The organism is Frankiales bacterium (assembly GCA_016125335.1).
GTDB lineage: Bacteria > Actinomycetota > Actinomycetes > S36-B12 > CAIYMF01 > Longivirga.
Genome location: WGLY01000015.1, coordinates 17,315 through 41,374, shown reverse-complemented (window position 1 = coordinate 41,374; position 24,060 = coordinate 17,315). Strand labels below are relative to the sequence as shown.

At 75.9% G+C, this 24,060-nt stretch carries 29 protein-coding genes; 25 read left to right on the top strand and 4 right to left on the bottom strand.

All coding sequences use genetic code 11. From position 1 onward, the window contains the following. Window positions 1-20: 20 nt before the first annotated feature. Window positions 21-329 carry a hypothetical protein gene (locus GC157_08345; protein ID MBI1377475.1) on the top strand — a complete coding sequence of 103 codons (309 nt, stop codon included), beginning with the start codon at window positions 21-23 and terminating at the stop codon, window positions 327-329. On the opposite strand, the gene GC157_08340 is transcribed toward GC157_08345, so the two are convergent. The 3 genes from GC157_08340 to GC157_08330 form a co-directional block, all read right to left on the bottom strand. Next, entirely contained in the window at window positions 316-1,044 is a 729-nt protein-coding gene (locus GC157_08340) for a radical SAM protein (GenBank protein ID MBI1377474.1), read from the bottom strand. The genes GC157_08345 and GC157_08340 overlap by 14 nt on opposite strands. Then, window positions 1,016-2,569, bottom strand: coding sequence for a YjjI family glycine radical enzyme (yjjI, locus tag GC157_08335; protein MBI1377473.1), 1,554 nt, complete (start codon window positions 2,567-2,569; stop codon window positions 1,016-1,018). Before yjjI ends, GC157_08340 begins: the two co-directional genes overlap by 29 nt. 136 nt (window positions 2,570-2,705) lie before the next feature. Continuing rightward, window positions 2,706-3,065: a DUF1801 domain-containing protein gene (locus GC157_08330; GenBank protein MBI1377472.1), complete on the bottom strand. Its 360-nt coding sequence runs from the start codon at window positions 3,063-3,065 to the stop codon at window positions 2,706-2,708. A 227-nt stretch (window positions 3,066-3,292) separates the two neighbouring features. Here GC157_08330 and GC157_08325 point away from each other — a divergent pair, with 227 nt between their 5' ends. From GC157_08325 to GC157_08240, 18 genes are all read left to right on the top strand, one after another. Further along, the gene (locus GC157_08325; GenBank protein MBI1377471.1) at window positions 3,293-3,874 is read left to right on the top strand and encodes a hypothetical protein; all 582 of its coding nucleotides are present in this window, start codon (window positions 3,293-3,295) and stop codon (window positions 3,872-3,874) included. 114 nt (window positions 3,875-3,988) lie between these two features. Beyond that, entirely contained in the window at window positions 3,989-4,303 is a 315-nt protein-coding gene (locus GC157_08320; GenBank protein ID MBI1377470.1) for a 30S ribosomal protein S13, read from the top strand. Continuing rightward, window positions 4,300-4,857 (top strand): guanylate kinase, encoded by a 558-nt coding sequence (locus GC157_08315; GenBank protein ID MBI1377469.1) that lies wholly within the window; start codon window positions 4,300-4,302, stop codon window positions 4,855-4,857. Before GC157_08320 ends, GC157_08315 begins: the two co-directional genes overlap by 4 nt. Window positions 4,858-4,980: 123 nt before the next feature. Further along, window positions 4,981-5,277 (top strand): DNA-directed RNA polymerase subunit omega, encoded by a 297-nt coding sequence (locus tag GC157_08310; GenBank protein ID MBI1377468.1) that lies wholly within the window; start codon window positions 4,981-4,983, stop codon window positions 5,275-5,277. A gap of 10 nt (window positions 5,278-5,287) precedes the next feature. Then, window positions 5,288-6,529: a bifunctional phosphopantothenoylcysteine decarboxylase/phosphopantothenate--cysteine ligase CoaBC gene (gene coaBC / locus GC157_08305; GenBank protein MBI1377467.1), complete on the top strand. Its 1,242-nt coding sequence runs from the start codon at window positions 5,288-5,290 to the stop codon at window positions 6,527-6,529. A gap of 144 nt (window positions 6,530-6,673) precedes the next feature. Next, the gene (locus tag GC157_08300) at window positions 6,674-7,870 is read left to right on the top strand and encodes a methionine adenosyltransferase (GenBank protein MBI1377466.1); all 1,197 of its coding nucleotides are present in this window, start codon (window positions 6,674-6,676) and stop codon (window positions 7,868-7,870) included. A 37-nt stretch (window positions 7,871-7,907) separates the two neighbouring features. Next, window positions 7,908-8,519, top strand: a complete 612-nt coding sequence (locus GC157_08295) for a GNAT family N-acetyltransferase (GenBank protein ID MBI1377465.1) — start codon at window positions 7,908-7,910, stop codon at window positions 8,517-8,519. Then, window positions 8,516-10,615 carry a primosome assembly protein PriA gene (locus tag GC157_08290; protein ID MBI1377464.1) on the top strand — a complete coding sequence of 700 codons (2,100 nt, stop codon included), beginning with the start codon at window positions 8,516-8,518 and terminating at the stop codon, window positions 10,613-10,615. The genes GC157_08295 and GC157_08290 overlap by 4 nt, the downstream gene beginning before the upstream one ends. A 65-nt stretch (window positions 10,616-10,680) precedes the next feature. Next, on the top strand, window positions 10,681-11,226 hold the full coding sequence (gene def, locus GC157_08285) for a peptide deformylase (GenBank protein ID MBI1377463.1): 546 nt from the start codon (window positions 10,681-10,683) through the stop codon (window positions 11,224-11,226). A gap of 3 nt (window positions 11,227-11,229) precedes the next feature. Next, entirely contained in the window at window positions 11,230-12,162 is a 933-nt protein-coding gene (locus GC157_08280; GenBank protein ID MBI1377462.1) for a methionyl-tRNA formyltransferase, read from the top strand. Between the two features lie 7 nt (window positions 12,163-12,169). Then, window positions 12,170-13,591, top strand: coding sequence for an rRNA cytosine-C5-methyltransferase (locus GC157_08275; GenBank protein ID MBI1377461.1), 1,422 nt, complete (start codon window positions 12,170-12,172; stop codon window positions 13,589-13,591). Window positions 13,592-13,651: 60 nt separating this feature from the next. Continuing rightward, complete coding sequence (gene rpe, locus GC157_08270; GenBank protein MBI1377460.1) at window positions 13,652-14,341, top strand: ribulose-phosphate 3-epimerase; 690 nt, start codon at window positions 13,652-13,654, stop codon at window positions 14,339-14,341. Between the two features lie 303 nt (window positions 14,342-14,644). After that, a complete protein-coding gene (gene ribD, locus GC157_08265; GenBank protein MBI1377459.1) occupies window positions 14,645-15,736 on the top strand; it encodes a bifunctional diaminohydroxyphosphoribosylaminopyrimidine deaminase/5-amino-6-(5-phosphoribosylamino)uracil reductase RibD in 1,092 nt (363 codons plus the stop codon). 2 nt (window positions 15,737-15,738) lie between these two features. After that, complete coding sequence (locus GC157_08260; GenBank protein ID MBI1377458.1) at window positions 15,739-16,335, top strand: riboflavin synthase; 597 nt, start codon at window positions 15,739-15,741, stop codon at window positions 16,333-16,335. Further along, window positions 16,332-17,630, top strand: coding sequence for a bifunctional 3,4-dihydroxy-2-butanone-4-phosphate synthase/GTP cyclohydrolase II (locus GC157_08255; protein ID MBI1377457.1), 1,299 nt, complete (start codon window positions 16,332-16,334; stop codon window positions 17,628-17,630). Before GC157_08260 ends, GC157_08255 begins: the two co-directional genes overlap by 4 nt. Next, entirely contained in the window at window positions 17,627-18,124 is a 498-nt protein-coding gene (locus tag GC157_08250) for a 6,7-dimethyl-8-ribityllumazine synthase (GenBank protein MBI1377456.1), read from the top strand. Before GC157_08255 ends, GC157_08250 begins: the two co-directional genes overlap by 4 nt. Further along, window positions 18,121-18,387, top strand: coding sequence for a phosphoribosyl-ATP diphosphatase (locus GC157_08245; protein MBI1377455.1), 267 nt, complete (start codon window positions 18,121-18,123; stop codon window positions 18,385-18,387). Before GC157_08250 ends, GC157_08245 begins: the two co-directional genes overlap by 4 nt. A gap of 71 nt (window positions 18,388-18,458) precedes the next feature. Further along, entirely contained in the window at window positions 18,459-19,307 is an 849-nt protein-coding gene (locus GC157_08240; protein MBI1377454.1) for an ATP phosphoribosyltransferase, read from the top strand. A gap of 55 nt (window positions 19,308-19,362) precedes the next feature. Here the strand turns inward: GC157_08240 and GC157_08235 are convergent, their stop codons facing one another. Continuing rightward, a complete protein-coding gene (locus tag GC157_08235) occupies window positions 19,363-19,773 on the bottom strand; it encodes a universal stress protein (GenBank protein MBI1377453.1) in 411 nt (136 codons plus the stop codon). Between the two features lie 66 nt (window positions 19,774-19,839). Between GC157_08235 and GC157_08230 the strand changes: the two genes are divergently transcribed. The 6 genes from GC157_08230 (at window position 19,840) to GC157_08205 (ending at window position 24,051) form a co-directional block, all read left to right on the top strand. After that, window positions 19,840-20,583, top strand: a complete 744-nt coding sequence (locus GC157_08230) for an SseB family protein (protein MBI1377452.1) — start codon at window positions 19,840-19,842, stop codon at window positions 20,581-20,583. Window positions 20,584-20,701: 118 nt separating this feature from the next. Further along, complete coding sequence (locus GC157_08225) at window positions 20,702-21,400, top strand: MIP family channel protein (protein MBI1377451.1); 699 nt, start codon at window positions 20,702-20,704, stop codon at window positions 21,398-21,400. A 282-nt stretch (window positions 21,401-21,682) separates the two neighbouring features. Beyond that, entirely contained in the window at window positions 21,683-22,363 is a 681-nt protein-coding gene (locus GC157_08220) for a translation initiation factor IF-3 (protein MBI1377450.1), read from the top strand. A 163-nt stretch (window positions 22,364-22,526) separates the two neighbouring features. Then, entirely contained in the window at window positions 22,527-22,721 is a 195-nt protein-coding gene (gene rpmI / locus GC157_08215) for a 50S ribosomal protein L35 (protein ID MBI1377449.1), read from the top strand. A gap of 63 nt (window positions 22,722-22,784) precedes the next feature. Then, window positions 22,785-23,168, top strand: coding sequence for a 50S ribosomal protein L20 (gene rplT, locus GC157_08210; GenBank protein ID MBI1377448.1), 384 nt, complete (start codon window positions 22,785-22,787; stop codon window positions 23,166-23,168). 37 nt (window positions 23,169-23,205) lie between these two features. Continuing rightward, window positions 23,206-24,051, top strand: a complete 846-nt coding sequence (locus GC157_08205) for an RNA methyltransferase (GenBank protein ID MBI1377447.1) — start codon at window positions 23,206-23,208, stop codon at window positions 24,049-24,051. The last annotated feature ends 9 nt before the right edge of the window (window positions 24,052-24,060 follow it).

Genomic DNA, 24,060 nt, shown 5'->3' with positions numbered 1-24,060 from the left:
CGTCCGGATCGCGCGCCCGGATCGCGCTCACGGCCGCGCTCACCCTCCTGGCCGGGTTCGCCGTGGCCTCGCTGAGCGGCAACCGCGCCCTGGGCGGCGTGGTGCTCGTCGCCGGGGCGGCGCTGTGCGCCTGGTGGATGGCGCGCAGCAGCGGGGCGGCACGCACGATCGCCGCGCTGGCCGTGGTGGCCGTGCTCTTCGTCGTCTCGCACCCGCTGGGGCTCGTCATCGGGGCGTGGCCGTCGGTGCTGCTGGTGGCCGCCGCCGCCGGCGCGGCCTGCTACGCGCTGGCCCGGCCGGACCGCGCGGACGCGCTCACACCAGGGTGACCAGCTGGCGGCCCACCGCGGCGCCCACCCACTCGCCGTAGCTGGCGCGCTCCTCCGCGGTCGGCTCGTGGATCTGCCGGGCCGCGGCCCGGACCCCGTGCGCGCGGAACCCGATCACCCGCACCGGGACGCCCGGCGCGTTGTCGGCCAGGTACTCGCCGGTGTCGCGCAGCGTGTCCTCGTCGTCGTTGTAGCCGGGGACCACGAGCAGCCGGACCTCCGCCAGCTTCCGCTCGTGCACCAGGCGGCGCAGGCTCATGAGGACCGGCGCGTTGGACCGGTGCGTGAGCGCCTCGTGCGTCTCGACGTCGAGGGCCTTGAGGTCGAGCATCACCCCGTCGGTCAGCGGGAGCAGGAGGTCCCACGTGGCCGAGTCCGCGCACCCGTTGCTGTCGATGAAGCGGGTGAGCCGCGCGGTGGCCGGGTCGTCGCGCAGCGCGGCGAACCACGCGGCCACGAACTCCGCCTGGAGGGTGGCCTCGCCGCCGGACACCGTGACGCCGGACAGGTACGGCGCGAGCGGCCGCACCTCGTCGAGGAGCTCCTCGACCGTCACCTCGCGCGCCCGCGCGGTCTGCCGCGGCATGGTGTGCGGGTTGTGGCAGGCGAGGCAGTCCAGGTTGCAGCCCTGGAGGAACACTGCGCAGCGGTTGCCGGGGCCGTCGACCCAGGAGAACGGGACGACGTCAGCCAGCAGCCCGAGAGGCCGACTCACTGCTGATCACCCTCTTCACGACGCGATCGGTCACGTGGGAGTTGGCGACCGACCCTGCAGCCAGGACATCGCTGCCGTGGCGTGCGACCCCGGTCGCCGCGAGCCGGGCCAGGTCGGACTTGCGGACGAGGTAGCCGGTGATGCGGATGAAGTCGTTGCTGTCGAGGTTGAACGTGACGTCGCGCATGCCGGACGCCAGGGCCCCCCGGACCACGTCGACGACGGCCTGCGGGTTGCGCACGGCGGTGTCGTCGAAGTGGACGATGTCGCTGACGCCGGAGGCGAACCACCGGTGGTTCGGCGTCACGGCGCGCAGGTGCTGGAGCAGGCCGGGCTCCTGCCCGATCGGGATGCGCGTGCCCGCGGTGACCCCGACGTCGGAGTCGATCCCGGACTGCGAGTGCAGGAACGGGTGGCCCCCGTTGCCCTCGCAGTACGGCAGCGACACCTCGCCGACCAGCTCGGCCAGGCGCTCGACCGTGCGCCACCCGAGCGCCGTGGCCTCGGGGTCGGTGCCGTAGTGCCCGTCGCCGCCGGCGCGCTCCACGAGGACGTCGACCGCCTCGGCGAGGCCGTAGACGCCGAACATGGCCGACATCCGGTCGAGGTGCACGAGGCCCTCGTCGACCAGCCACGAGTGCTCGAAGAACCGCGCCTGCTCGACCAGCGACTCGATCCGCGCGGCCATGAGCTCGGCGGTGAGGGCCACGTGCTCGGGCAGGACGTCGGAGAGCCACCGCTCGGCGTCCACGCCGCTGCGGTCCGCCGACTCCTTGAGGTTGAGCCGCACGAGCGTGTGCGACCCGCCGCCGAGCCGCAGCGAGTTGTAGCAGGAGACGACGCCGTACTCCGGCCCGAGGTCGCCGGTCATCATCCGGTGGTTGACGAAGTGCGGCTTGCCGCAGGCGAACACGGTGCGGACCGCGTCGAGCACGAGGTCGTCGGGCGTGCGGTCCGGGTCGACGAGCAGGGAGAGGTTGGGCACCGTCTGGAGCAGGTCGCGCTCCAGGGCGAGCACCGTGCGCCCGACCCGGGTGTCGTCGGGCCCGAGGTTCGCGTGGGTGAAGGCGTCGGGCAGCGACCGGTCGATCGTGACCCACAGGAGCTTGAGCACGCGTCGCAGCGTGTCGTCGTCGACGTCCGCGGCGAACGGCTCGAGCAGCGCGTCGACGGCGCCGAGGTAGACCGGGTAGCCGGTGATCGACGGCACCTGCGAGTACGCCGAGAGCAGGAACGCCACGGCCTCGTAGAGGTCGGTGGGTGCGGGCAGCCCGAGGAACTCCGACCCCTGGCGCAGGGCCAGGCCGTAGTCGGGCAGCAGGTAGCGCGGCCGGTACGGCGCATGGCCCTCGGCGAGGTCGTCGACGAGCCCGGAGGCGAGGGCGTCCTCGCACGCGGCGGAGACCTTCGGCGGGTCGAGCGACTCCTCGGCCAGGGCGGCGAGCGCCGCGACGCGCTGCCGGTAGGTCAGCGCGGGGCTGTCGACGAGGGCGCGGGCCCGGGTGCGCATCTCGGTGGTGTCCACGCGTTCGACGCTACGCGCGCGGCCGGTGCGAGTCCTCGTGGGCGGCGGCGTCAGCCCTGGTCAGGGCTGTGATCCCAGCCACGAAGGGCTGCTTCACCCGGAGCCCCGACGACGGGGCGGACGGCAGTGCCGAGGGTCACGCGGACCCGGTCCGCTGGTCGTGCAGCAGGCGCACCACCTGCTCGATGCGGTCGAGGGGCAGCGGGTCGCTCAGCGGGAAGCGCAGCGTGCCGCGACCGCTCAGGTGGGGGACCAGCGCGCGGTGCAGCTCCTCGTCCATCGCCGGCACGGGGTAGAGCGAGACGTGCTGCCGCCAGGCGGCGAGATGGACGAAGGCGGTGCCGTGGTCGGCCCACGTCGGCATGCCGTAGGAGATCCGGCCCTCGGCCTGCGGCGCCACCCGCTCGATCACCGCCCGGATCGCGGAGAACGGCGCCACCGCCTCCGGCGCGAGCCGCGCGGCGTACTCCTCGATGGTGGACGTCGTCTGCGCCATGGCCGCCTCCGCGGTGCCCGCCGCGTCGCGCGCCGGACGGCGGGGGCGCCGCGGCGAGCGCCCCGGCGGACAAGCATGCCCGAGCCGGGACGACGACGGCTGCGCCGAGCGCACCCGGGCGGTCCTTACACGGCTCTGACCCGACGCCCACGCGCGGACAACGGGGGCCGGTCACCGTGAGGACCGCAGCGACGGGACGGGCCCGCCGCACGACACGAGGGAGCACCATGTCCACCACCAGCACCGTCCGGCGCGGCGCGGTCGCGGCCGTGTCCGCGTCCGCCCTGGCCGCCGGCCTCGCGGTGGCGGCACCGTCCGCGGCCGGGGCCGCGCCGCTCGCGCCGTCATCCACCACCGCCACCGCCACCTGCTCGACCGGCACCGTGCCGGACCGCTTCGAGGGCCGTCCCGCCGGGCTCCACGCCGGGCTCCCCACGGGCTACTGGATCTGGCACAACGCCACCGGCTGGCACCTGTTCGCCACCCACCCGGGCACGCGCAAGGTCGTCTTCAGCGGGTTCGTGACCGCGAGCGACGAGCTGCACGCCACGGGCGTCCGGCTCGAGCACGGCCGCGGCGGCGACCGCTGGTGGATCGGGCCGCGCCACCACACGCTGGCCTTCCGCTTCACCAACGTCGGGGGAGTCGACCTCCTGCGGATCGGCGCCGACTGCTCGTCGCGCGTCGCCTTCGAGCTGTTCGTCAACGGCCACAAGGTGCCCACGGACCGGATCCACCTCGGCGCGCACGCCGTGTCGCCGACGTCGAACCCGTTCCGCGCGGTGCGGGTCCCCTCCGCATCGGTCTGACCCGGTTTGCCCGGTGCAGGTCCGGCCCGGGGGGCGCCGGACCTGCACCGAGGCTGTTGACGCGGTCGCCGGGGTCGCTAGGGTCACGACCAGAACCCGAGGAGAGGACCGGTCGTGGCCCTACCGCCCCTGACCCCCGAGCAGCGCGCGGCCGCCCTGGAGAAGGCCGCCGAGGCACGACGCATCCGCGCGGAGGTCAAGAACCGTCTCAAGCGTTCCGGGGCCTCGATCGGCGAGGTCATCGCCGCGGGCCAGACCGACGACATCATCGGCAAGATGAAGGTCTCGGCCCTGCTCGAGTCGATGCCCGGCGTCGGCAAGGTGCGGGCGGCCGAGATCATGGAGCGCCTGCAGATCGCGGAGAACCGCCGCGTCCGGGGCCTCGGCACGCACCAGATCGCGGCGCTGGAGAAGGAGTTCTCCGCCTGAACGCCCGCCTGACCGTCCTGTCCGGTCCCTCCGGGGTGGGCAAGAGCACGGTCGTGCAGAACCTGCGCGCCACGCGTCCCGACGTCTGGCTCTCCGTGTCGGCCACCACCCGGCGCCCGCGCCCGGGGGAGACCCACGGGGTCGAGTACTTCTTCGTCGACCACGCCGAGTTCGCCCGGATGGTCGAGGAGGGCGAGCTGCTCGAGTACGCCGAGTTCGCCGGCAACTTCTACGGCACCCCGCGCCGTCCCGTGCTCGAGCACCTCGAGCAGGGCACCCCGGTGGTGCTCGAGATCGAGCTCCAGGGCGCCCGTCAGGTGCGGGCGAGCATGCCCGACGCGCTGTTCGTGTTCCTCGCACCGCCGTCGTGGGACGAGCTGGTGCGCCGGCTGGTGGGTCGGGGCACCGAGCCGGCCGAGGTGATCCGGGCCCGGCTGGCCACCGCCCAGGTGGAGCTGGCCGCCGAGTCGGAGTTCGACGCGACGGTGGTCAACGCGTCCGTCGAGGAGGCCACCGGAGCCTTGCTAGCATTGATGGGTCTGAGCCCCCTCTGACGTCCTGTATGCGGTGAGCGCACCGCCCCGACGAGCCCCCGCCCGAACCCCGGCCGGGTCGCCCGGCGGCCGCCGGGACGACATGGGGCCCCGTAGGACCCAACCCGAGCGAGAGGCGCCCGCGTGTCCGGCACCGTGTCATCCCCCGAGGGCATCACCAACCCGCCCATCGACGAGCTGCTCGAGGCGACCGACTCGAAGTACTCCCTCGTGATCTACGCGTCCAAGCGCGCGCGCCAGATCAACGCCTACTACTCCCAGCTCGGCGAGGGCCTGCTCGAGTACGTCGGCCCGCTGGTCGAGACCCACGTCCAGGAGAAGCCGCTGTCGATCGCGCTGCGCGAGATCAACTCCGGCCTGCTCGCCGCGACGCCGTTCGACCCCGAGACGGAGTCGGACACCGGCGCCCCGGTCGCCTGACCACGCACCGATGACGCCCGGCCGCGCCCCCGGCGCGCTGTCGGTCGTCCTCGGCGTCGGCGGGGGCATCGCGGCCTACAAGGCCGCGGAGCTCCTGCGCCGCTTCGCCGAGTCCGGCCACGACGTCACCGTCGTGCCCACCCGCGCGGCCCTGCGCTTCGTCGGCTCGGCCACCTGGGAGGCGCTCTCGGGCAAGCCCGTCTCGGCCGAGGTGTGGGACGACGTCGCCGACGTGCCCCACGTGCGCCTCGGGCAGCAGGCCGACCTCGTGGTCGTGGCCCCCGCCACCGCCGACCTGCTGGCCCGTGCGGCCGCCGGGCTGGCCGACGACCTGCTCGCCAACGTCCTGCTCACCGCGCACTGCCCCGTGGTCATGGCCCCGGCGATGCACACGGAGATGTGGGAGCACCCGGCCACCCGTGCCAACGTCGCGCTGCTGCGCGAGCGCGGCGTGGTCGTCCTCGACCCCGCGGTGGGCCGGCTCACCGGCGCCGACTCCGGGCCCGGCCGCCTGCCCGAGCCGCAGGCGATCTACGACGCCTGCCTCGCCGTCCTGTCCGGTCCGCGGGCCGCGGACCTCGCCGGCCGCCGCGTCGTCGTCTCGGCGGGCGGCACCCGCGAGCACCTCGACCCGGTGCGGTTCCTCGGCAACTCCAGCAGCGGCAAGCAGGGCTACGCGCTGGCCGCGGCGGCCGCCGCGCGCGGCGCCTCGGTCGTGCTGGTGTCCGCGAACGTGGCGCTGCCCGACCCCGCCGGGGCGAGCGTGGTGCGCGTGACCTCGGCCGAGGACCTGCGCCGGGCGGTGGGTGAGCACGCCGCGACCGCCGACGCGGTCGTCATGGCCGCGGCCGTCGCCGACTTCCGGCCGGTCGCGGCGTCGGCGTACAAGATCAAGAAGGACGACGCCGGGGGAGCGCCCGACCCGGTCGTGCTCGAGCGCACCGTGGACGTGCTCGCGGAGACCGTGGCGCGCCGCGACGAGCAGCGCCGGGCCCAGGTGGTCGTCGGCTTCGCGGCCGAGACGGGCGACGAGTCCGCCGGCGTGCTCGACCACGCCCGCGCCAAGCTCGCGCGCAAGGGCTGCGACCTGCTCGTGGTCAACGACGTGGGCGGCGGCGCGACGTTCGGCGCGGACGACAACGAGGTCGTGGTGCTCGGCCGCGACGGCACCGAGGTGCACGTCCCCCGCGCCTCCAAGCAGGCGGTGGCCGACGCCGTGTGGGACGCCGTGGTCGCCCGCCTCCCGCGCTGAGCCGCCCACCGGGCGCTCGCGCGGCCGCGCCGTTCGGGCCTTGCGCCGTCCGCGGATAGACTCCCTCGGACGTCCGGGCCCCGCGGTGGGCCCGGGTCCCCGCACCACCCGCCGAAGTCCGCCAGTCGTCACCGGGAGAGCCACGTGGCCCGTCGCCTGTTCACCTCCGAGTCGGTCACCGAGGGTCACCCGGACAAGATCGCCGACCAGATCAGCGACTCGATCCTCGACGCGATGCTCAAGGAGGACCCGCGCAGCCGGGTCGCCGTCGAGACGCTCATCACCACCGGCCAGGTGCACGTGGCCGGCGAGGTCACCACCTCGGGCTGGGTCGACATCCCCGCGATCGTGCGCGACCGCGTCCTGGAGATCGGCTACGACTCCAGCAAGAAGGGCTTCGACGGCGCCTCGTGCGGGGTCAGCGTCTCCATCGGCTCGCAGAGCCCGGACATCGCGCAGGGCGTCGACGACGCCCTCGAGGAGCGCACCGAGGGCAGCCACGACGAGCTCGACCGGCAGGGCGCCGGCGACCAGGGCCTCATGTTCGGCTACGCCTGCGACGACACCCCCGAGCTCATGCCGCTGCCGATCCACCTCGCGCACCGGCTGGCCCGCCGCCTCACCCAGGTGCGCAAGGACGGCGCCATCCCCTACCTGCGCCCCGACGGCAAGACCCAGGTGACGATCGAGTACGACGAGGACGACCGCGCCGTGCGGCTCGACACCGTCGTCGTCTCGACGCAGCACGCCTCGGACATCGACCTCGCGACGCTGCTCGCGCCCGACGTCGCCGAGCTCGTCGTCACCCCCGAGCTGGCCGACCTCACCATCGACACCGAGGGCTACCGGCTGCTCGTGAACCCCACCGGCCGGTTCGAGATCGGTGGCCCCATGGGCGACGCCGGCCTCACCGGGCGCAAGATCATCGTCGACACCTACGGCGGCATGGCCCGTCACGGCGGCGGCGCCTTCTCCGGCAAGGACCCGTCGAAGGTCGACCGCTCCGCCGCCTACGCGATGCGCTGGGTCGCCAAGAACGTCGTCGCCTCGGGCCTGGCCCGCCGCTGCGAGGTGCAGGTGGCGTACGCGATCGGCAAGGCGCACCCCGTCGGCGTGTTCGTGGAGACCTTCGGCACCGGGGTGCGGCCGGACGCGGACATCCAGAGCGCGGTGCTCGAGGTCTTCGACCTGCGCCCCGCCGCGATCATCCGCGACCTCGACCTGCTGCGCCCCATCTACACCGCGACCGCCGCCTACGGCCACTTCGGCCGCGAGCTGCCCGACTTCTCGTGGGAGCGCACCGACCGCGCCGACGCGCTGCGCGCGGCGGCCGGTCTCTGAGCACCGCCGTCGACCCGTCGCCGTCCGGGGCGCCCGCGTGACGCGGCACGAGCTGCGCACGCCCCGGCTGGCGCTGCGGGCCTGGCGCGAGGACGACCTCGGGCCGTTCGCGGCGATGAACGCCGACGAGCGCGTCATGCGCTGGTTCCCCTCCACGATGACGCGCGAGCAGAGCGCCGCGAGCATGGCCCGCTTCGACGCCGTGCACGCGGAGCTGGGCTTCACCGCCTGGGCCGTCGAGGTGCTCGGCTCCACGCGAGGCAGCGCGCCGTTCGTGGGCTTCGTGGGACTGGTGCCGCCGTCGTTCGAGGCTCCGTTCCCGCACGCGCAGCCGCTCGTCGAGGTGGGCTGGCGCCTGGCCCCGGACTGGTGGGGGCTGGGGATCGCCACCGAGGCGGCCGCCGCGGCCCTGCGGTTCGGCCTGCTGGACGCCGGCCTGCCCGAGGTGGTGTCGTTCACGGTGCCGGCCAACCTGGCCTCGCAGGCGGTGATGCAGCGCCTCGGCATGCGCTACGACGGCGTCTTCGACCACCCGCGCGCGACCCCCGGCCAGTGGTGGCGCCCGCACGTGCTCTACCGGGCCGTGGCGGGCGACCTCGGGGACGACGGCCCCCCGCCGGCGGACCCGTCCGGTAGAACACACCCGTGACCGGAGCGCCCGAGGGCGAGCAGGTCGCCCTCGTGGCGGCCAAGGCCCGCCGCGCCCGCACCCGGCCGGTGCCCGGCCCGGCGGCCACCGACCCCATCGCGCGCGTCGTGGTGGACGTGCCCCTGCCGCACCTCGACCGCCCCTTCGACTACCTGGTGCCCGAGCCCCTCTCGGCCGCCGCGGTGCCCGGCACCCGGGTGTGGGTGCGGTTCTCCGGCGGCCTGGTCGACGGCTGGGTCGTGGAGCGCGCCGCCTCGACCGAGCACGTCGGGCGGCTCGAGCGCGTCGCCAAGGTGGTCAGCCCCGAGCCGGTGCTCACCCCGGAGGTCGCCTGGCTCGCGCGCGCGGTGGCCGACCGCTGGGCCGGCACCATGCCCGACGTCCTGCGCGCCGCGGTGCCGCCCCGGCACGCGGCCACGGAGAAGGCGCTCGACGCGGCCGGCGACCCGCCCGACGCGCCGGCCCCGCCCGCCCCCGACGGCGCCGGCACCTGGTCGGCCTACCCCGGTGGCGCGGCCCTGCTCGGGCGGCTGGCCGACCCGGCGCTGCGCTTCACCCCGGCGGCCCCGGGACCGCGGGCCGTGTGGACGGCCAGCCCCGGCGAGGACCCTGCGGTCGCCGTGGCCGAGCTGGTCGTGGCCGCCGCGCACGCCGGCCGCGGCGCGGTGGTCGTCGTCCCCGACGCCCGCGACGTGGCCCGCATCGACCGGGCCCTCGCGCAGCGCCTCGGCGCCGACGGCGTGCGCCGGCACCGGGTGCTCACCGCGGACCTCGGCCCGGCCGCGCGCTACCGGGCGTTCCTCGAGATCCGGCGCGGGCACGTGCGGGTGGTGGTCGGCACGCGCGCGGCGGTGTTCGCGCCCGTCCGCGACCTCGGGCTCGTGGTGCTCTGGGACGACGGCGACGACTCCCTGGCCGAGCCGCACGCGCCCTACTGGCACGCCCGCGAGGTGCTCGTGCTGCGCGCGGCGCGCAGCGGCGCCGCCTTCGTGGCCGGGTCGACGTCGCGCTCCGCGGAGTGCGCCGCGCTGGTCTCGGGGGGCTGGGCCCGCGAGGTCGCGCTGCCCAAGGCCGAGCTGCGGGCCCGGCGCCCGCGGGTGCTCACCAGCGGGAGCGACGCCGAGCTGGCCCGCGACGAGGCGGCCACCACGGCCCGGCTGCCGCACGTGGCCTGGGACGCGGCCCGCGCCGCCCTGCGCGAGGGGCCGGTGCTCGTGCAGGTGCCGCGCCGCGGCTACGTGCCCACCCTCGCCTGCCAGTCCTGCCGCGAGCCCGCGCGCTGCACCACCTGCCACGGCCCGCTGGGCGTCACCAGCGGGCATGCCGTGCCCACGTGTTCCTGGTGCGGGCGCACGGCGGGCGGCTGGTCGTGCCCGCGGTGCGGCGGCACCCGCCTGCGCGCGGTCTCCGTGGGCGAGCGGCGCACCGCGGAGGAGCTGGGCCGGGCCTTCCCCGGCGTCCCGGTGCGGGTGTCGGGCCGCGACGACGGGACCAACGGCGTGCTCGACGCCGTGGGGGCCGAGCCCGCGCTGGTGGTCTGCACGCCCGGCGCCGAGCCGCGGGCGGAGGGCGGGTACGCCGCGGCCCTCCTGCTCGACGGCCGGCTCATGCTCGACCGGCCCGACCTGCGCGCGGCCGAGGAGGCGGTGCGCCGGTGGCTGCACGCGGCCAGCCTCGTACGCCCGGCGTCGGCCGGCGGCACGGTGGTGCTGCTCGCGGACCCGTCGCTGCCGGCGGTGCAGGCCGTCGTGCGCCTCGACCCGGGCGGCTTCGCGGCGCGCGAGCTCACCGAGCGCGAGCTGCTGCACCTGCCGCCGGCGTGGCGGGTCGCGGAGGTGACCGGCGCGGGCGACGACGTGGCCGACCTGCTCGGCCACGCGCGGCTGCCCGAGGACGCCACCGTGCTCGGCCCGGTCGTGGTGCCGCCCCCGCGGCGCGGGCCGGCCGCCGAGCCGCGCTCGCGCGCCCTCGTGGTGGCGCCGCGACCGGCCGGCCTCGAGCTCGCCTCCGCGCTGCGCGCCGCCGCCGCGATCCGCAGCGCGCGCAAGGAGGGCGGCCCGGTCGCGGTGCGGATCGACCCGGTGCGCATCGGCTGAGTCGGGCGGCGCCGCGGCCGTCCGTAGACTGGCCCCCTGCGTTCGTCGACGAAGGAGTGCCCTCCGTGGCCGTCAAGCCCATCCGCCTGTTCGGCGACCCGGTGCTCACCACCCCGGCGGCCCCCGTCGAGACCTTCGACAAGGAGCTGCGCAAGCTCGTCCGCGACCTCACCGACACCATGGTCGACGCCCCCGGCGTGGGCCTGGCCGCCCCGCAGCTCGGCGTGAGCCTGCGGGTGTTCGTCTACGACGTCGACGACGTCGTGGGCCACCTCATCAACCCGGTGCTCGACCTGAGCGACGAGACGCAGGAGGGCGACGAGGGGTGCCTGTCGGTGCCCGACCTCGCCTTCAACACCCGGCGCGCGATGCGCGTGGTGGCCAAGGGCATGAACGAGTTCGGCGAGCCCGTCGTGGTCGAGGGCTCCGAGCTGCTGGCCCGCTGCGTGCAGCACGAGACCGACCACCTCGACGGGATCCTGTTCATCGACCGCCTGGACCCCGAGACCCGCAAGGAGGCCATGCGTGCCATCCGCGAGGCCGAGTGGTTCGGGCAGCCCCCGGCGCAGGTGAAGATCTCGCCGCACCGCGTCTCCTCGCGCTGGCTGTGACCCGTGCGTCTCGTCTTCGCCGGCACGCCCGAGCCGGCGCTCCCGTCGCTGCGCGCCCTGCTCGGGTCCCGGCACGAGGTGGTCGCCGTCCTCACCCGCCCGGACGCCCCGGCGGGCCGGGGCCGCAGCCTGGTGCGCTCCCCGGTCGGGGCGCTGGCCGACGAGCACGGCATCGAGGTGCTCACGCCGCAGCGTCCCGGTGACCCCGGGTTCCTGGCCCGGCTCGAGCAGCTCGCCCCGGACTGCTGCCCCGTGGTCGCGTACGGCGCGCTGGTCCCGCGGGCCGCGCTGGCGGTGCCGCGCCACGGCTGGATCAACCTGCACTTCTCGGTGCTGCCGGCGTGGCGCGGGGCGGCACCGGTGCAGCACGCGGTGTGGCACGGCGACGACGTCACCGGGGCGAGCACCTTCCTGCTCGAGGAGGGGCTCGACACCGGGCCGGTGCTCGGAGTGGTGACCGAGGCGATCGGGCCGCGCGACACCGCCGGCGACCTGCTGGGCCGCCTGGCCACCAGCGGGGCGGGCTTGCTCGTGGCGACTCTGGACGCGATCGAGTCCGGCGTCATCGCCGCGGTGCGCCAGCCCGCCGACGGCGTGAGCTTCGCCCCCAAGATCACCGTGGAGGACGCCCGGGTCGACTGGGCGCAGCCCGCGGTCCGGGTGGATCGCCAGGTGCGGGCCTGCACCCCGGCTCCCGGGGCGTGGACGACCTACGCCGGCGAGCGGCTCAAGCTCGGCCCGGTGGACCTGCTGCCCGACGACGTCTCGCTCGCCCCGGGCGAGCTCGGCGTCGACAAGAACCGGGTCCGCGTCGGCACGGCGACCCACGCGGTGGTGCTCGGCGAGGTGCAGGCGCAGGGCAAGCGGGCGATGGCCGCCGCCGACTGGGCCCGCGGCACCCGGCCCCCGGCGGGCGAGCGGCTCGGCGCCGCGTGAGCCGGCCATGACCGAGCGGCCGCGCGGGCACCACACGCGTCCGGTGCAGTGGCGCCCGGACCGGCGCCACACCGACCCGGCGCGACTGGCCGCCTACGACGTGCTGCGGGCGGTGGAGGCCGACGGCGCCTACGCCAACCTCGTGGCGCCGCGCGTGCTGTCCGAGGCCGGTCTCGAGGGCCGCGACGCCGCCTTCGCCACGACGCTGGCCTACGGCACCCTCCGCCGCCGCGGGTTCCTCGACGCCGTGCTCGAGGCGTGCAGCGCCCGCCCGCTGTCCGAGGTCGACCCCGAGCTGCTCGACGTCCTGCGCCTCGGCGCGCAGCAGATCCTGTTCCTCGGCACGCCGCTGCACGCAGCGGTGGGGGAGACCGTGCAGCTCGCCCGTCTCGTGGGGGGCGAGGCGCGCAGCGGCTTCGCCAACGCCGTGCTGCGCCGCGTGGGCGAGCGCGACCTCGACGACTGGGTCGAGGAGGTGGCACCGGACCCGGACGTGGACGCCGTGGGCCACCTCGCCGTGGTGCAGTCGCACCCCCGGTGGGTCGTGGAGTCGCTGCACGACGCGCTCTCCGCGTGGGCCGGGTCGGCGTCCTGGGCCGAGACCGAGGACCTGCTCGCGGCCGACAACCTCAACGCCGGCGTCACGCTGGCCGCCCGCCCGGGCCGCTGCACGGTCGAGGAGCTGCTCGCGCTGCCGGGCACCTCGCCCGGGCGCTGGTCCCCCTACGCGGTGGCGCTGGCCTCGGGCAGCCCGGGCGGGCTCGCCCAGGTGCGCTCCGGCGCGGCCGGCGTGCAGGACGAGGGCAGCCAGCTCGTGGCGCTCGCGCTCGCGCGCGCCGAGGTCGCCGGGCCCGACCGCACCTGGCTCGACATGGCCGCCGGACCGGGCGGCAAGGCGGCGCTGCTCGCCGGCCTCGGGCTCGAGCGCGGCGCCGCGCTGCTGGCCGTCGACCGCGCGCCGCACCGCGCCCGGCTCGTCGCGCGGGCCCTCGAGGGCGCGCCGGGCCACCACGCGGTGGTGGCGGCGGACGCGACGCAGGGGCCCTGGGTGCCCGGCGGGTTCGACCGCGTGCTGCTGGACGCGCCCTGCTCCGGCCTCGGCGTCCTGCGCCGCCGGCCCGAGTCGCGCTGGCGGCGCTCGCCGGCCGACGTCTCCGCGCTGGCCTCGCTGCAGGCGCGGCTGCTCGCCTCGGCGGTGGCCGCGGTCCGGGTGGGCGGGGTCGTCGGCTACGCCACCTGCTCGCCGCACCTGGCCGAGACCACCGTGGTGGTCGAGGACGCCGTGCGCCGCGGCAACGTCGAGCGGGTCGACGTCCCCTCGCTGCTGCCCGAGGTGACCGGCACCGGGCCGGGCCCGGACCTGCGGCTGTGGCCGCACCTGCACGGCACCGACGGGATGTTCCTCGCCGTCCTGCGCCGCACCCGCTGAGCCCGGCGCGCGCGGTGCGTCGTGCCGCGCGCCGGCCCGCGGGCGATAGCGTGAGCCGCCATGGGCGTGCAGATCTCCCCGAGCATCCTGTCGGCCGACTTCGCCCGGCTGGCGCAGGAGTGCGAGCGCGTCGCCGGCGCGGCCGACTGGCTGCACGTCGACGTCATGGACAACCACTTCGTGCCCAACCTCACGATCGGGCTGCCGGTGGTGGAGGCGCTGCTGGCCACCGTGACGACGCCGGTCGACTGCCACCTCATGATCGAGGACCCCGACCGCTGGGCACCGGCGTACGCCGAGGCCGGCGCGGGGTCGGTCACCTTCCACGTGGAGGCCGCCGCGGCGCCGGTGCGCCTCGCCCGGGCGGTGCGCGCCGCCGGCGCGCGGGCGGGCATGGCGCTCAAGCCGGCCACGCCGGTCGACGGGTACGCCGACCTGCTGCCCGAGCTCGACATGCTGCTCGTCATGACCGTCGAGCCGGGCTTCGGCGGCCAGCGCTTCCTCGACGTCGTCGTCCCGAAGATCCGCCGGGCCCGCGAGCTGGTGAAGGGGCGCGACCTCGACCTGTGGATCCAGGTCGACGGGGGAGTGTCGGCCGAGACCATCGAGGTGTGCGCGGACGCCGGGGCGGACGTCTTCGTCGCCGGGTCCGCCGTGTACGGCGCCGAGGACCCGGCTGCGGCCGTGCGGGCGCTGGCGGCGCAGGCCCGGGCCGCCACCGACGCGTCCTGGTGGTGCGCCTCCGCGTAGACTCCCCGCCGTACGAGCACGAACCTGCTCGCGCGTCCCGGGATCGGTGCAAGTCCGAGCCGGCGGTGCCAGCCCGCGACCCGGCCACAGCCAGTGGCCGGTGGATCCGGTCAGCCAGGTCGTCGCCCCGAGCGACGACGGTCATCCGGAGCCGACGGTGAGAGTCCGGATGGGAGGTGACGCGCGCGGGTCGAGCGACGGTGCCCGGCGCGTGCGCGCGTCGCGGGCCCCGGCGTCGTCCTGCGCCGTTCGCGCCCCGTCCCGCTCCCGGGCCGGCGCAGCGGTCCGCACCGGGAGGACGACGTGAGAGCCGCCGACGATCGTGAGCGCGCCGCGCTCGCGCGCGCCGTCGAGCTCGCCGCGACCCCGGGCGTGCCCCACGGCCCCAACCCGCGCGTGGGCGCGGTGCTGCTCGCCCCGGACGGCACGGTCGTGGCCGAGGGCTTCCACCGCGGCGCCGGGACGCCGCACGCGGAGGCCGACGCGCTGGCCCGTGCCGGCGATCGTGCGGCCGGGACCACCGCGGTCGTCACGCTCGAGCCCTGCAACCACACCGGCCGCACCGGCCCCTGCGCGCAGGCCCTCGTGGCGGCCGGCGTCGCGCGGGTGGTGTTCGCCCAGTCCGACCCGAACCCCGTGGCGGCGGGCGGCGCACGCACCCTCGCCGCGGCCGGGGTCGACGTCGCCTCCGGGGCGCAGGCGGTCGGCGCCGAGCTGCTCGCCGCGGCCGAGGCGCTCAACGAGGCGTGGACGTTCGCGATGCGCCACGGCCGCCCGTTCGTCACCTGGAAGGCGGCCGCCACCCTCGACGGCCGGATCGCCGCCGCCGACGGCACCAGCCGCTGGATCACCTCGTCGCCGGCCCGGGCCGACGTCCACGCCCTGCGCGCCCAGGTGGACGCCGTCATGGTCGGCACCGGCACGGTCCTCGCCGACGACCCGCACCTCGGCGTGCGCCGCGACGGCCAGGTGGCGCCGGGCGCCCAGCCGCTACGCGTCGTGGTGGGCCGGCGCGACCTGCCGGCCGGCGCGCGCGTCCTCGACGCCACCGGCCCCACGCTGCACCTGCGCACCCACGACCCGGCCGAGGCCCTCGCCGCGCTCGTCCCGCACGACGTGCAGCACGTGCTCCTCGAGGGCGGTCCCCGCCTCGCCGCCGCCTTCGTGCGGGCGGGCCTGGTGGACGCCGTGCGCTGGTACGTCGCGCCCGCCCTGCTGGGCGCCGGCCAGCCGGCGCTGGCCGACGCGGGCATGTCCACGATCACCGACGCGTTGCGCCTCCAGGTGCGCGACGTCGCCCGCGTCGGCGACGACGTGCGCATCGACGCCCGGGTGGTCCGGGCGCAGGAGGACGGCACCGGCACCCCGCCGGGCCGCACCGGGCAGGAGGACTGAGGGTGTTCACCGGCATCGTCGAGGAGCTCGGGCACGTGGTGGCCGTCGAGCCCCAGCAGGACGCCGCGCGGCTGCGCATCCGGGGGCCGCTGGTCACCCAGGACGCCGTCCACGGCGCCTCGATCGCGGTCAACGGCGTCTGCCTCACCGTGGTCGAGCACGGGGACGGCGAGTTCACGGCCGACGTCATGCAGGAGACCCTCGACCGCTCCTCCCTCGGCGCCCTGGCCGCGGGGAGCCCGGTCAACCTCGAGCGACCCGTCACCCCCCAGGCGCGGCTCGGCGGGCACCTGGTGCAGGGCCACGTCGACGGGACGGGCACGATCCTCGAGCGCACCCCCAGCGAGCACTGGGAGGTCGTCCGCGTGTCGCTGCCCGACGACCTCGGCCGCTACGTCGTCGAGAAGGGCTCGATCACCGTCGACGGGGTGTCGCTCACCGTCGTGGAGGCCGGGCGCGACTGGTTCTCGGTGTCGCTCATCCCCACCACCCTGGCCCTGACCACCCTCGGCACCAAGGGGGTCGGCGACCCGGTGAACCTCGAGGTCGACGTCGTCGCCAAGTACGTCGAGCGCATGCTGCAGTGGAGGTCCGCATGACCACGCCCGAGCCCGTCGCCACCACGGCGTCGCACCACGCGGGCATCCGGCTCGACGCCGTCGAGGCCGCGATCGAGGCCGTGCGCGAGGGCCGCCCCGTCGTGGTGGTCGACGACGAGGACCGCGAGAACGAGGGCGACCTGATCTTCGCCGCGCAGCGGGCCACGCAGGAGCTCGTGGGCTTCATGATCCGGTGGACGAGCGGCTACATCTGCGTCGCGATGCCCGGCCGCGAGCTCGACCGCCTCGGCCTGCCCCCGATGACGCTCGTGAACGAGGACAAGAAGGGCACCGCCTACGCCGTCACCGTGGACGCCCGCGACGTGAAGGCGACCGGCATCTCGGCGGAGGACCGGGCCCGCACCATCAAGGTGCTCTCGGACTCGGCCACCGAGCCGTGGGAGCTCACCCGGCCCGGCCACGTCGTGCCGCTGCGCGCGATGGAGGGCGGCGTGCTGCGCCGGCCCGGCCACACCGAGGCCGCGGTCGACCTCGCCCGGCTGGCCGGGCTCTCACCGGCCGGTGCCCTGTGCGAGCTGGTCAACGACGACGGGTCGATGATGCGCGCGCCCGAGTGCCGGGCCTTCGCCGACCAGCACGGCCTGGTGATGATCTCCATCGCCGACCTCATCGCCTACATCCGGCGCTCCGAGCGTCAGGTCGAGCGGGCCGCCGACACCCGCCTGCCCACCGAGTTCGGCGAGTTCCGCGCGGTCGGCTACCGGTCCCGGCTCGACGGCATCGAGCACGTGGCGCTCGTGTGCGGCGACGTGGGCGACGGGGAGAGCATCCTCGTGCGGGTGCACTCCGAGTGCCTCACCGGCGACGTGTTCGGCTCGCGCCGCTGCGACTGCGGCCCGCAGCTCGAGGCGGCGCTGGCCGCCGTCGCCGCCGAGGGCCGCGGCGTCGTGCTCTACATGCGGGGGCACGAGGGCCGCGGGATCGGGCTGCTGCACAAGCTCCAGGCTTACGAGCTCCAGGACGGCGGCGCCGACACGGTGGACGCCAACCTCGCCCTCGGGATGCCCGCCGACGCGCGCGACTACGGCACCGGCGCGCAGATCCTCGCCGACCTCGGCGTGCGCAGCATGCGGCTGCTCACCAACAACCCGGCCAAGCGCGCCGGGCTCGAGGGCTACGGGCTGACCATCGTCGAGCGAGTCCCGCTCGAGGTGGCGCCCAACCGTGACAACGTGGCCTACCTGCGCACCAAGCGCGACCGCATGGGCCACGACTACCCCAGCGGGCTCGACCTCCCGGGCGACCCGGACAACCCCGAAGGGAACCCGTCATGAGCGGCACCGGAGCCCCGTCCCTCGACCTCGGGCGCGCGCGCGGGCTGCGCGTCGCCGTCGTCGCCTCCTCGTGGCACGAGCAGGTGATGGACGGCCTGGTGGCCGGCGCGCTGCGCGCGCTGGAGGACGCCGGCGCCGCCCACGAGGTGGTCCGCGTCCCCGGCGCGTTCGAGCTGCCGATCGTGGCCGGCGCCGCGGCGGCGGCCGGATACGACGCCGTCGTCGCCCTCGGCGTGGTGATCCGCGGCGGCACGCCGCACTTCGAGTACGTCTGCCAGGCCGCGACGGACGGGCTCACGCGGGTCGCGCTCGACTCGGGCGTCCCCGTGGGATTCGGCCTGCTCACCTGCGACACCGAGGAGCAGGCGCTGGCCCGGGCCGGGCTGCCCGGCTCCGAGGAGGACAAGGGCCGCGAGGCGGTCGAGGCCGCGCTGGCGACGGCGGCCACCCTGCGTGGGCTCGCGCCCAAGGGATCCGTAGGCTTCGCGTCGTGAAGACGTTCGAGGAGCTGCACGCCGAGCTGGTCACCAAGTGGGCCGAGAAGGACCCGGCGTCGGGCACGGTCACGCGCCTGCTCGAGGACGGCGTCCACGGGATCGGCAAGAAGGTGGTCGAGGAGGCCGCCGAGTCCTGGATGGCCGCGGAGTTCGAGGGCCGGGAGCGGGCGGCCGAGGAGATCGCCCAGCTGCTGTTCTTCACCCAGGTCCTCATGCTCGCGTCCGACGTGACCCTCGAGGACGTCTACCGGCATCTGTAGGCCCCCGGAGCGCGCCCCTGCGGCGCCGCGGGGGCACCGACGGTCCGTCGTCCCCTCATCCAGGAGTCCCCGTGCTGCGCGTCGCTCTGCCCAACAAGGGCCAGCTGTCCGATCCCGCCCGCGAGATGCTGCGCGAGGCGGGCTACCCCGCGGCGCACAGCGCCCGCGAGCTCGTCGTCCAGGACCCGGACAACGACGTCGAGTTCTTCTTCCTGCGCCCGCGCGACATCGCCACCTACGTCGCCACCGGCCAGCTCGACATCGGCATCACCGGCCTGGACCTCCTGCTCGACTCGGGGTCGGACGCAGAGACCCTGCTCGAGCTCGGCTTCGCCCCCTCGACCTTCCGCTTCGCGGTCCCCGCGGGCGGCGACATCGACTCGGTCGCCGGGCTGGCGGGGCGGCGGGTCGCGACGTCCTACCCGGGCCTGCTGGCCACCTGCCTGGCCGACCTCGGCGTGGAGGCCACCGTCGTCAAGCTCGACGGCGCGGTCGAGAACGCGGTGCGGCTCGGGGTGGCCGACGCCGTGGCCGACGTCGTGGCCACCGGCACCACGCTGAGGCAGGCGGGGCTGGTCGTGGTGGGGGAGCCGGTGCTGGTGAGCCAGGCGCTGCTCGTGCGCCGCAGCGGCGCACCGGCCGACCCGGCGGTCGACACGTTCGTGCGGCGCCTTCAGGGCGTCATCGTGGCCCGGGCCTACGTGCTCGTCGACTACGACATCCGCGCGGAGTCGGTGGAGGCGGCCTGCCGGATCACGCCGGGTATCGAGTCGCCCACGGTGTCGCCGCTGCACGACCAGGGCTGGGTGGCCGTGCGCGCGATGGTGCCCCGCCGCGACGTGCACCGGATCATGGACGAGCTCTACGACATGGGTGCCCGCGGGATCCTCGTGACCGACATCCACGCCTGCCGGCTGTGAGCCCGCGCGGGCCCCGGGCCCGTCGCCGGGCCCGGACGGCGGCGGGGCGGGGGAGTCAGGCGGTCGGGTCGGCCTCCGCGGCCTCGGCGGCGCGCACGCTGAGCACGGGGCAGGGCGAGCTGAACAGCACCGACGTCGCCGTGCTGCCGAGCAGGATCTTGCCCACCTGCGAGCGGCGCCGCAGGCCGATGACCACCAGCCGCGCCGCGTGCACCGTGGCCTGCTCGACGATGAGCTCCGCCGGCTCGTCGTCGGCGTACAGGTTCACGACCTCGGCGTCCACGCCCTGCTCGGCGAGGTTGGCGTGCAGGGCGTCGGAGTCCTGCTCGGCGCTGAAGTCCTCGAGCTCGCTGGGCTCTGGCTTGTTGACCACGACGAGCCGTTCCCCCTCGCGCAGCTGCGCGACCGCCGCCGCGAGCGCGGCCTCTCCCTCGGGGGTGCGGACGTATCCGACGACGACGGTCATGGGGCTCCGATCGGCAGCGCGGGTCTCGGGTGCCCCCGTTATAGCGCAGCGCCGGGCGGTGCGGGCGTGAGCGACGGCACCGGGCGGCGGTTCGAGGGCGTCGTCGTCCCCGAACCGGAGTTCGCCGGAGACGACGGCTCCGCCGACCCGCGCCTGGCCGCCGCCCTCGCCGCCCACGCCGAGGGCACGGCCGCGGCGCGCGAGGTGCTCGCGGCGCTGGCCACGGCGCGGCTCATGACACCGCTCGTCGCCGTCCTCGACGAGGAGGAGGTGCAGGGGGGCACCGGCCTGCGGGCGGAGAAGTCGAGCCACATGGCCTCGGTCAGCCTGCTCGCCGCCGACGGGCGCCGCGCCCTGCTGGCCTTCGCCTCGGTCGCCTCCATGGCGGGCTGGGACCCCGACGCGCGGGGCGTGCCGGCGCCGGCGGCCCGGGTGGCGGCCGCCGCGCTCGAGGAGGGCGCCGACGCCGTGATGCTCGACCTGGTCGGGCCGGTGCCGTTCGTCGTCGAGGGTCCCGACCTCGCCGCCCTCGCGCACGGCCGGGTCCACCGAGCGGAGGCCGACGCCGGGGTCCGCGCGGCCGTGGCGCGCTGCGCGGAGCGGGTCGCCGGCCTCCTCGACGTGCGCGCCGTCGACCCGGCCGAGCACGGCGAGCCCGACTGCGACCTGCTGGTGCTCGTGCGTGTGGAGCCCGGCGTCGACGCCGCGTCCGCGGCCGACGCGCTGGCGCGGGCCCTGCTCGCCGAGCCCGTCGTGGCGGGCGCGGCGCCGCGCGGCGTGGCGGTGGGGCTGCTGCCCGACGGGGCCTGACCCGCCGCACCGAGCAGGCCTCCCGGGCCCAGAGCGCGCCTCCCGCGTGTCGCACGGGCGGTCCGGACGGGCTTCGGGAGGATGTCCGCGTCCGCCTCCCGCCCGGATTGGGGTCGCCATGGCCACGCGCAAGTTGCTCGCGGAGTTCGTCGGAACGTTCCTGCTGGTCCTCATCGCCGTCGGTGCCGCCGTCTCCGGCCTCACCTCCGCCGGCGTGCTGTCGGTCGCCATCGCCTTCGGCTTCGTGCTGATCTTCGTCGCGTACGCCTTCGGACCGGTCAGCGGCGCGCACGTCAACCCGGCGGTCACCCTCGCGATGGTCGTGGCGCGGCGCCAGCCGATCGGCGAGGCGGTCGGCTACTGGATCGCCCAGGTGCTCGGGGCGATCGTGGCCGCCGGCGTGCTCAAGTACCTGGTGAGCTCCGGCGGCGTGACGGACGAGACCGGCGGCCTGGGCACCAACGCCTACGACAACGGCCACATCAGCATGGCCGGGGCGTTCGTGTTCGAGGTGCTCGCCACCGCGGCGTTCATCCTCGTGATCCTCATGGTGACCGACCGCTTCGCGACGGCGGCCGCGGCCGGCCTCGCCATCGGCGCCGCCCTCACGGCCATCCACACCTTCGGCATCCCGCTCGACGGCACGTCGGTCAACCCGGCCCGCTCGCTCGGCCCGGCGATCTTCGCCGGCGGCACGGCCCTGAGCCAGGTGTGGCTGTTCATCCTGGCGCCGCTCATCGGCGGCCTGCTCGGCGCCCTGGTCTACCCGTTCACCCGGGCCGGCGGCGAGGCGGTCGGGCAGCCGGACCTGGCCTGAGCGGCCGGGACACCCGCGGACCCGGGTCCGGGCGGGCGCCGGCGGCGCCCGGCCCGGACCGCCGCGGTTTGGGCCCGGGCGCCACCGCCCGGTACAGTTCTCCGCGGACCGGTCCGCCCCGGACGCAGGGGTGGGTCACACAAGCGGAGTTCTCGCTCCCACCCGCACGACCCCCGGGTCGTCGGGTCCAGGTCGAGGCGTCCCGACGGGGACGCCGCAGGCGCACCCCTCCGGGGGAGGCGCCGACGACTGCGAGGCCTCGCGCGTGTGCGCGGGGCCTCGATCCATGTCGGGGCCCGGACGCGGACCGACCCCCGAGCAACCCGAGGAGAGCCCATCAGCGCCGAGCCCCGCATCAACGAGCGGATTCGCGTCCCGGAGGTCCGACTGGTCGGACCCAACGGGGAGCAGGTCGGCATCGTGCGCATCGAGGATGCGCTGCGCCTGGCCGCGGAGGCCGATCTCGACCTGGTCGAGGTCGCGCCCATGGCCAAGCCGCCGGTCGCCAAGCTCATGGACTACGGCAAGTTCAAGTACGAGTCCGCCCTGAAGGCGCGTGAGGACCGCAAGAAGCAGGTCAACACCGTCATCAAGGAGATGAAGCTCCGCCCGAAGATCGACGACCACGACTACGAGACCAAGAAGGGTCACGTCGTCCGGTTCCTCAAGCAGGGCGACAAGGTCAAGATCACGATCATGTTCCGCGGACGCGAGCAGTCCCGGCCCGAGCTCGGGTTCCGGCTGCTCAAGCGCCTGGCCGACGACGTCGCCGACCTCGGCTTCGTCGAGTACTCGCCCAAGCAGGACGGCCGCAACATGATCATGGTCCTCGGCCCGCACAAGAAGAAGGCCGACGCCATGGCCGAGGCCAAGGCCGAGCGGGCCCGCCGCGGACCGGCCGGCGAGCTCGGGCCCGAGGCCGACGCCGAGGCGCCCGCCACGGCGGACGCCGCCGAGGCCTGACCGACCCGGCACCACCGCCGGCGGGCACCACCCGCCGGCACGCACGACGCAGGCACGCATCACGCACGGACCGCACCACCGCGCGACCCGGTCGGACCCGGCCGGCAGCACCCGGCCGCCCCGGCCCGCACCGCACGACCCGACGTACGAGGAGAACGGCGACATGCCGAAGCAGAAGACCCACAGCGGCGCCAAGAAGCGCTTCAAGGTGACCGGCTCGGGCAAGATCCTGCACGAGCGCACCAACCGGCGGCACCTGCTCGAGGTGAAGCCCACCAAGCGCACCCGCCGTCTCGCCGGCACCGCCGAGCTCGCGCCGGCCGACACCCGCAAGGTCAAGAAGCTTCTCGGCCGCTGAGCGCCGACCCCCGACGTCCCCCGCCGGGCCGGCCGGCCCGTCCGTGAAAGCAGGAGAACCCCCATGGCACGCGTGAAGCGGGCGGTCAACGCCCACAAGAAGCGCCGCGAGATCCTCGAGCAGGCCAGCGGCTACCGCGGGCAGCGCTCGCGCCTGTACCGCAAGGCCAAGGAGCAGGTGCTCCACTCCGAGGTCTACGCGTTCAACGACCGCCGCAAGCGCAAGGGCGACTTCCGCCGCCTCTGGATCCAGCGGATCAACGCCGGGGCGCGCGCCAACGGCATGACGTACAACCGCCTCATCCAGGGCCTCAAGGCCGCGGGTGTCGAGGTCGACCGCCGCATGCTCGCCGAGCTCGCCGTCAACGACCCGACCGCGTTCGCGGCCCTGGTCGCCACGGCCAAGGCCGCGCTGCCGGACGACGTCAACGCGCCCGTCTCGGCCTGACCCCGCACGTCCCGGCCGTCCCGGTCGCGCGACGCGCATGAGCGGCTCCGAGCTCACCTCCACCCGCGGTCCGCGGGTGACGGCGGCTCGCCGGCTGGTCAAGCGCGCGTTCCGCGACCGGGACGGCCGTTTCCTGGCCGAGGGCCCGCAGGCCTGCCGCGAGGCGGCCGCGGCCGGGCCCGGCGTCCTGCTCGAGCTCTACGTCACCGCCGAGGCCGCCTCCCGGCACGCCGACCTCGTCGCCGCGGCCCGGGCGGCGGGGGCCGAGGTGCTCCCGGCCTCCGGCGAGGTGGTGGCCTCGCTGTCGGGCACCGTGACCCCCCAGGGCATGGTCGGGGTCTGCGCCCGGGTCGAGGCCTCGCTCGACGCCCTCCTGGCCTCGCGCCCCTCGCTCGTGACGGTGCTGGCGCATGCGCGCGACCCCGGCAACGTCGGCACCGTGATCCGCTCCTCGGACGCCGCCGGGGTGGCCGGCGTCGTGCTCACCGAGGGCAGCGTCGACCACCTCAACCCCAAGGCCGTGCGCGCCAGCGCCGGCTCGGTCTTCCACCTGCCCGTGGTCGCCGGTCCCGAGGTCGGGCCCCTCGTCGACGGCCTGCGCGCCGCGGGGCTGCGGGTGCTGGCCGCGGACGGCGCGGGCACGCGCGACCTCGACGACCTGCTCGACGACGGCACCCTCACCGCCCCGACCGCGTGGGTCTTCGGCAACGAGGCGTGGGGCCTGCCGCCGGACGTGCGGGACCGCTGCGACGAGGTGGTGCGCGTCCCCATCCACGGCCGGGCGGAGAGCCTCAACCTGGCCACCGCGGCGGCCGTGTGCCTGTACGCGTCCGCGCGGGCGCAGCGGCGCGGTCCGGACGGGTCTTCGGCAAGGCTTCCCTAACCGGGCAGT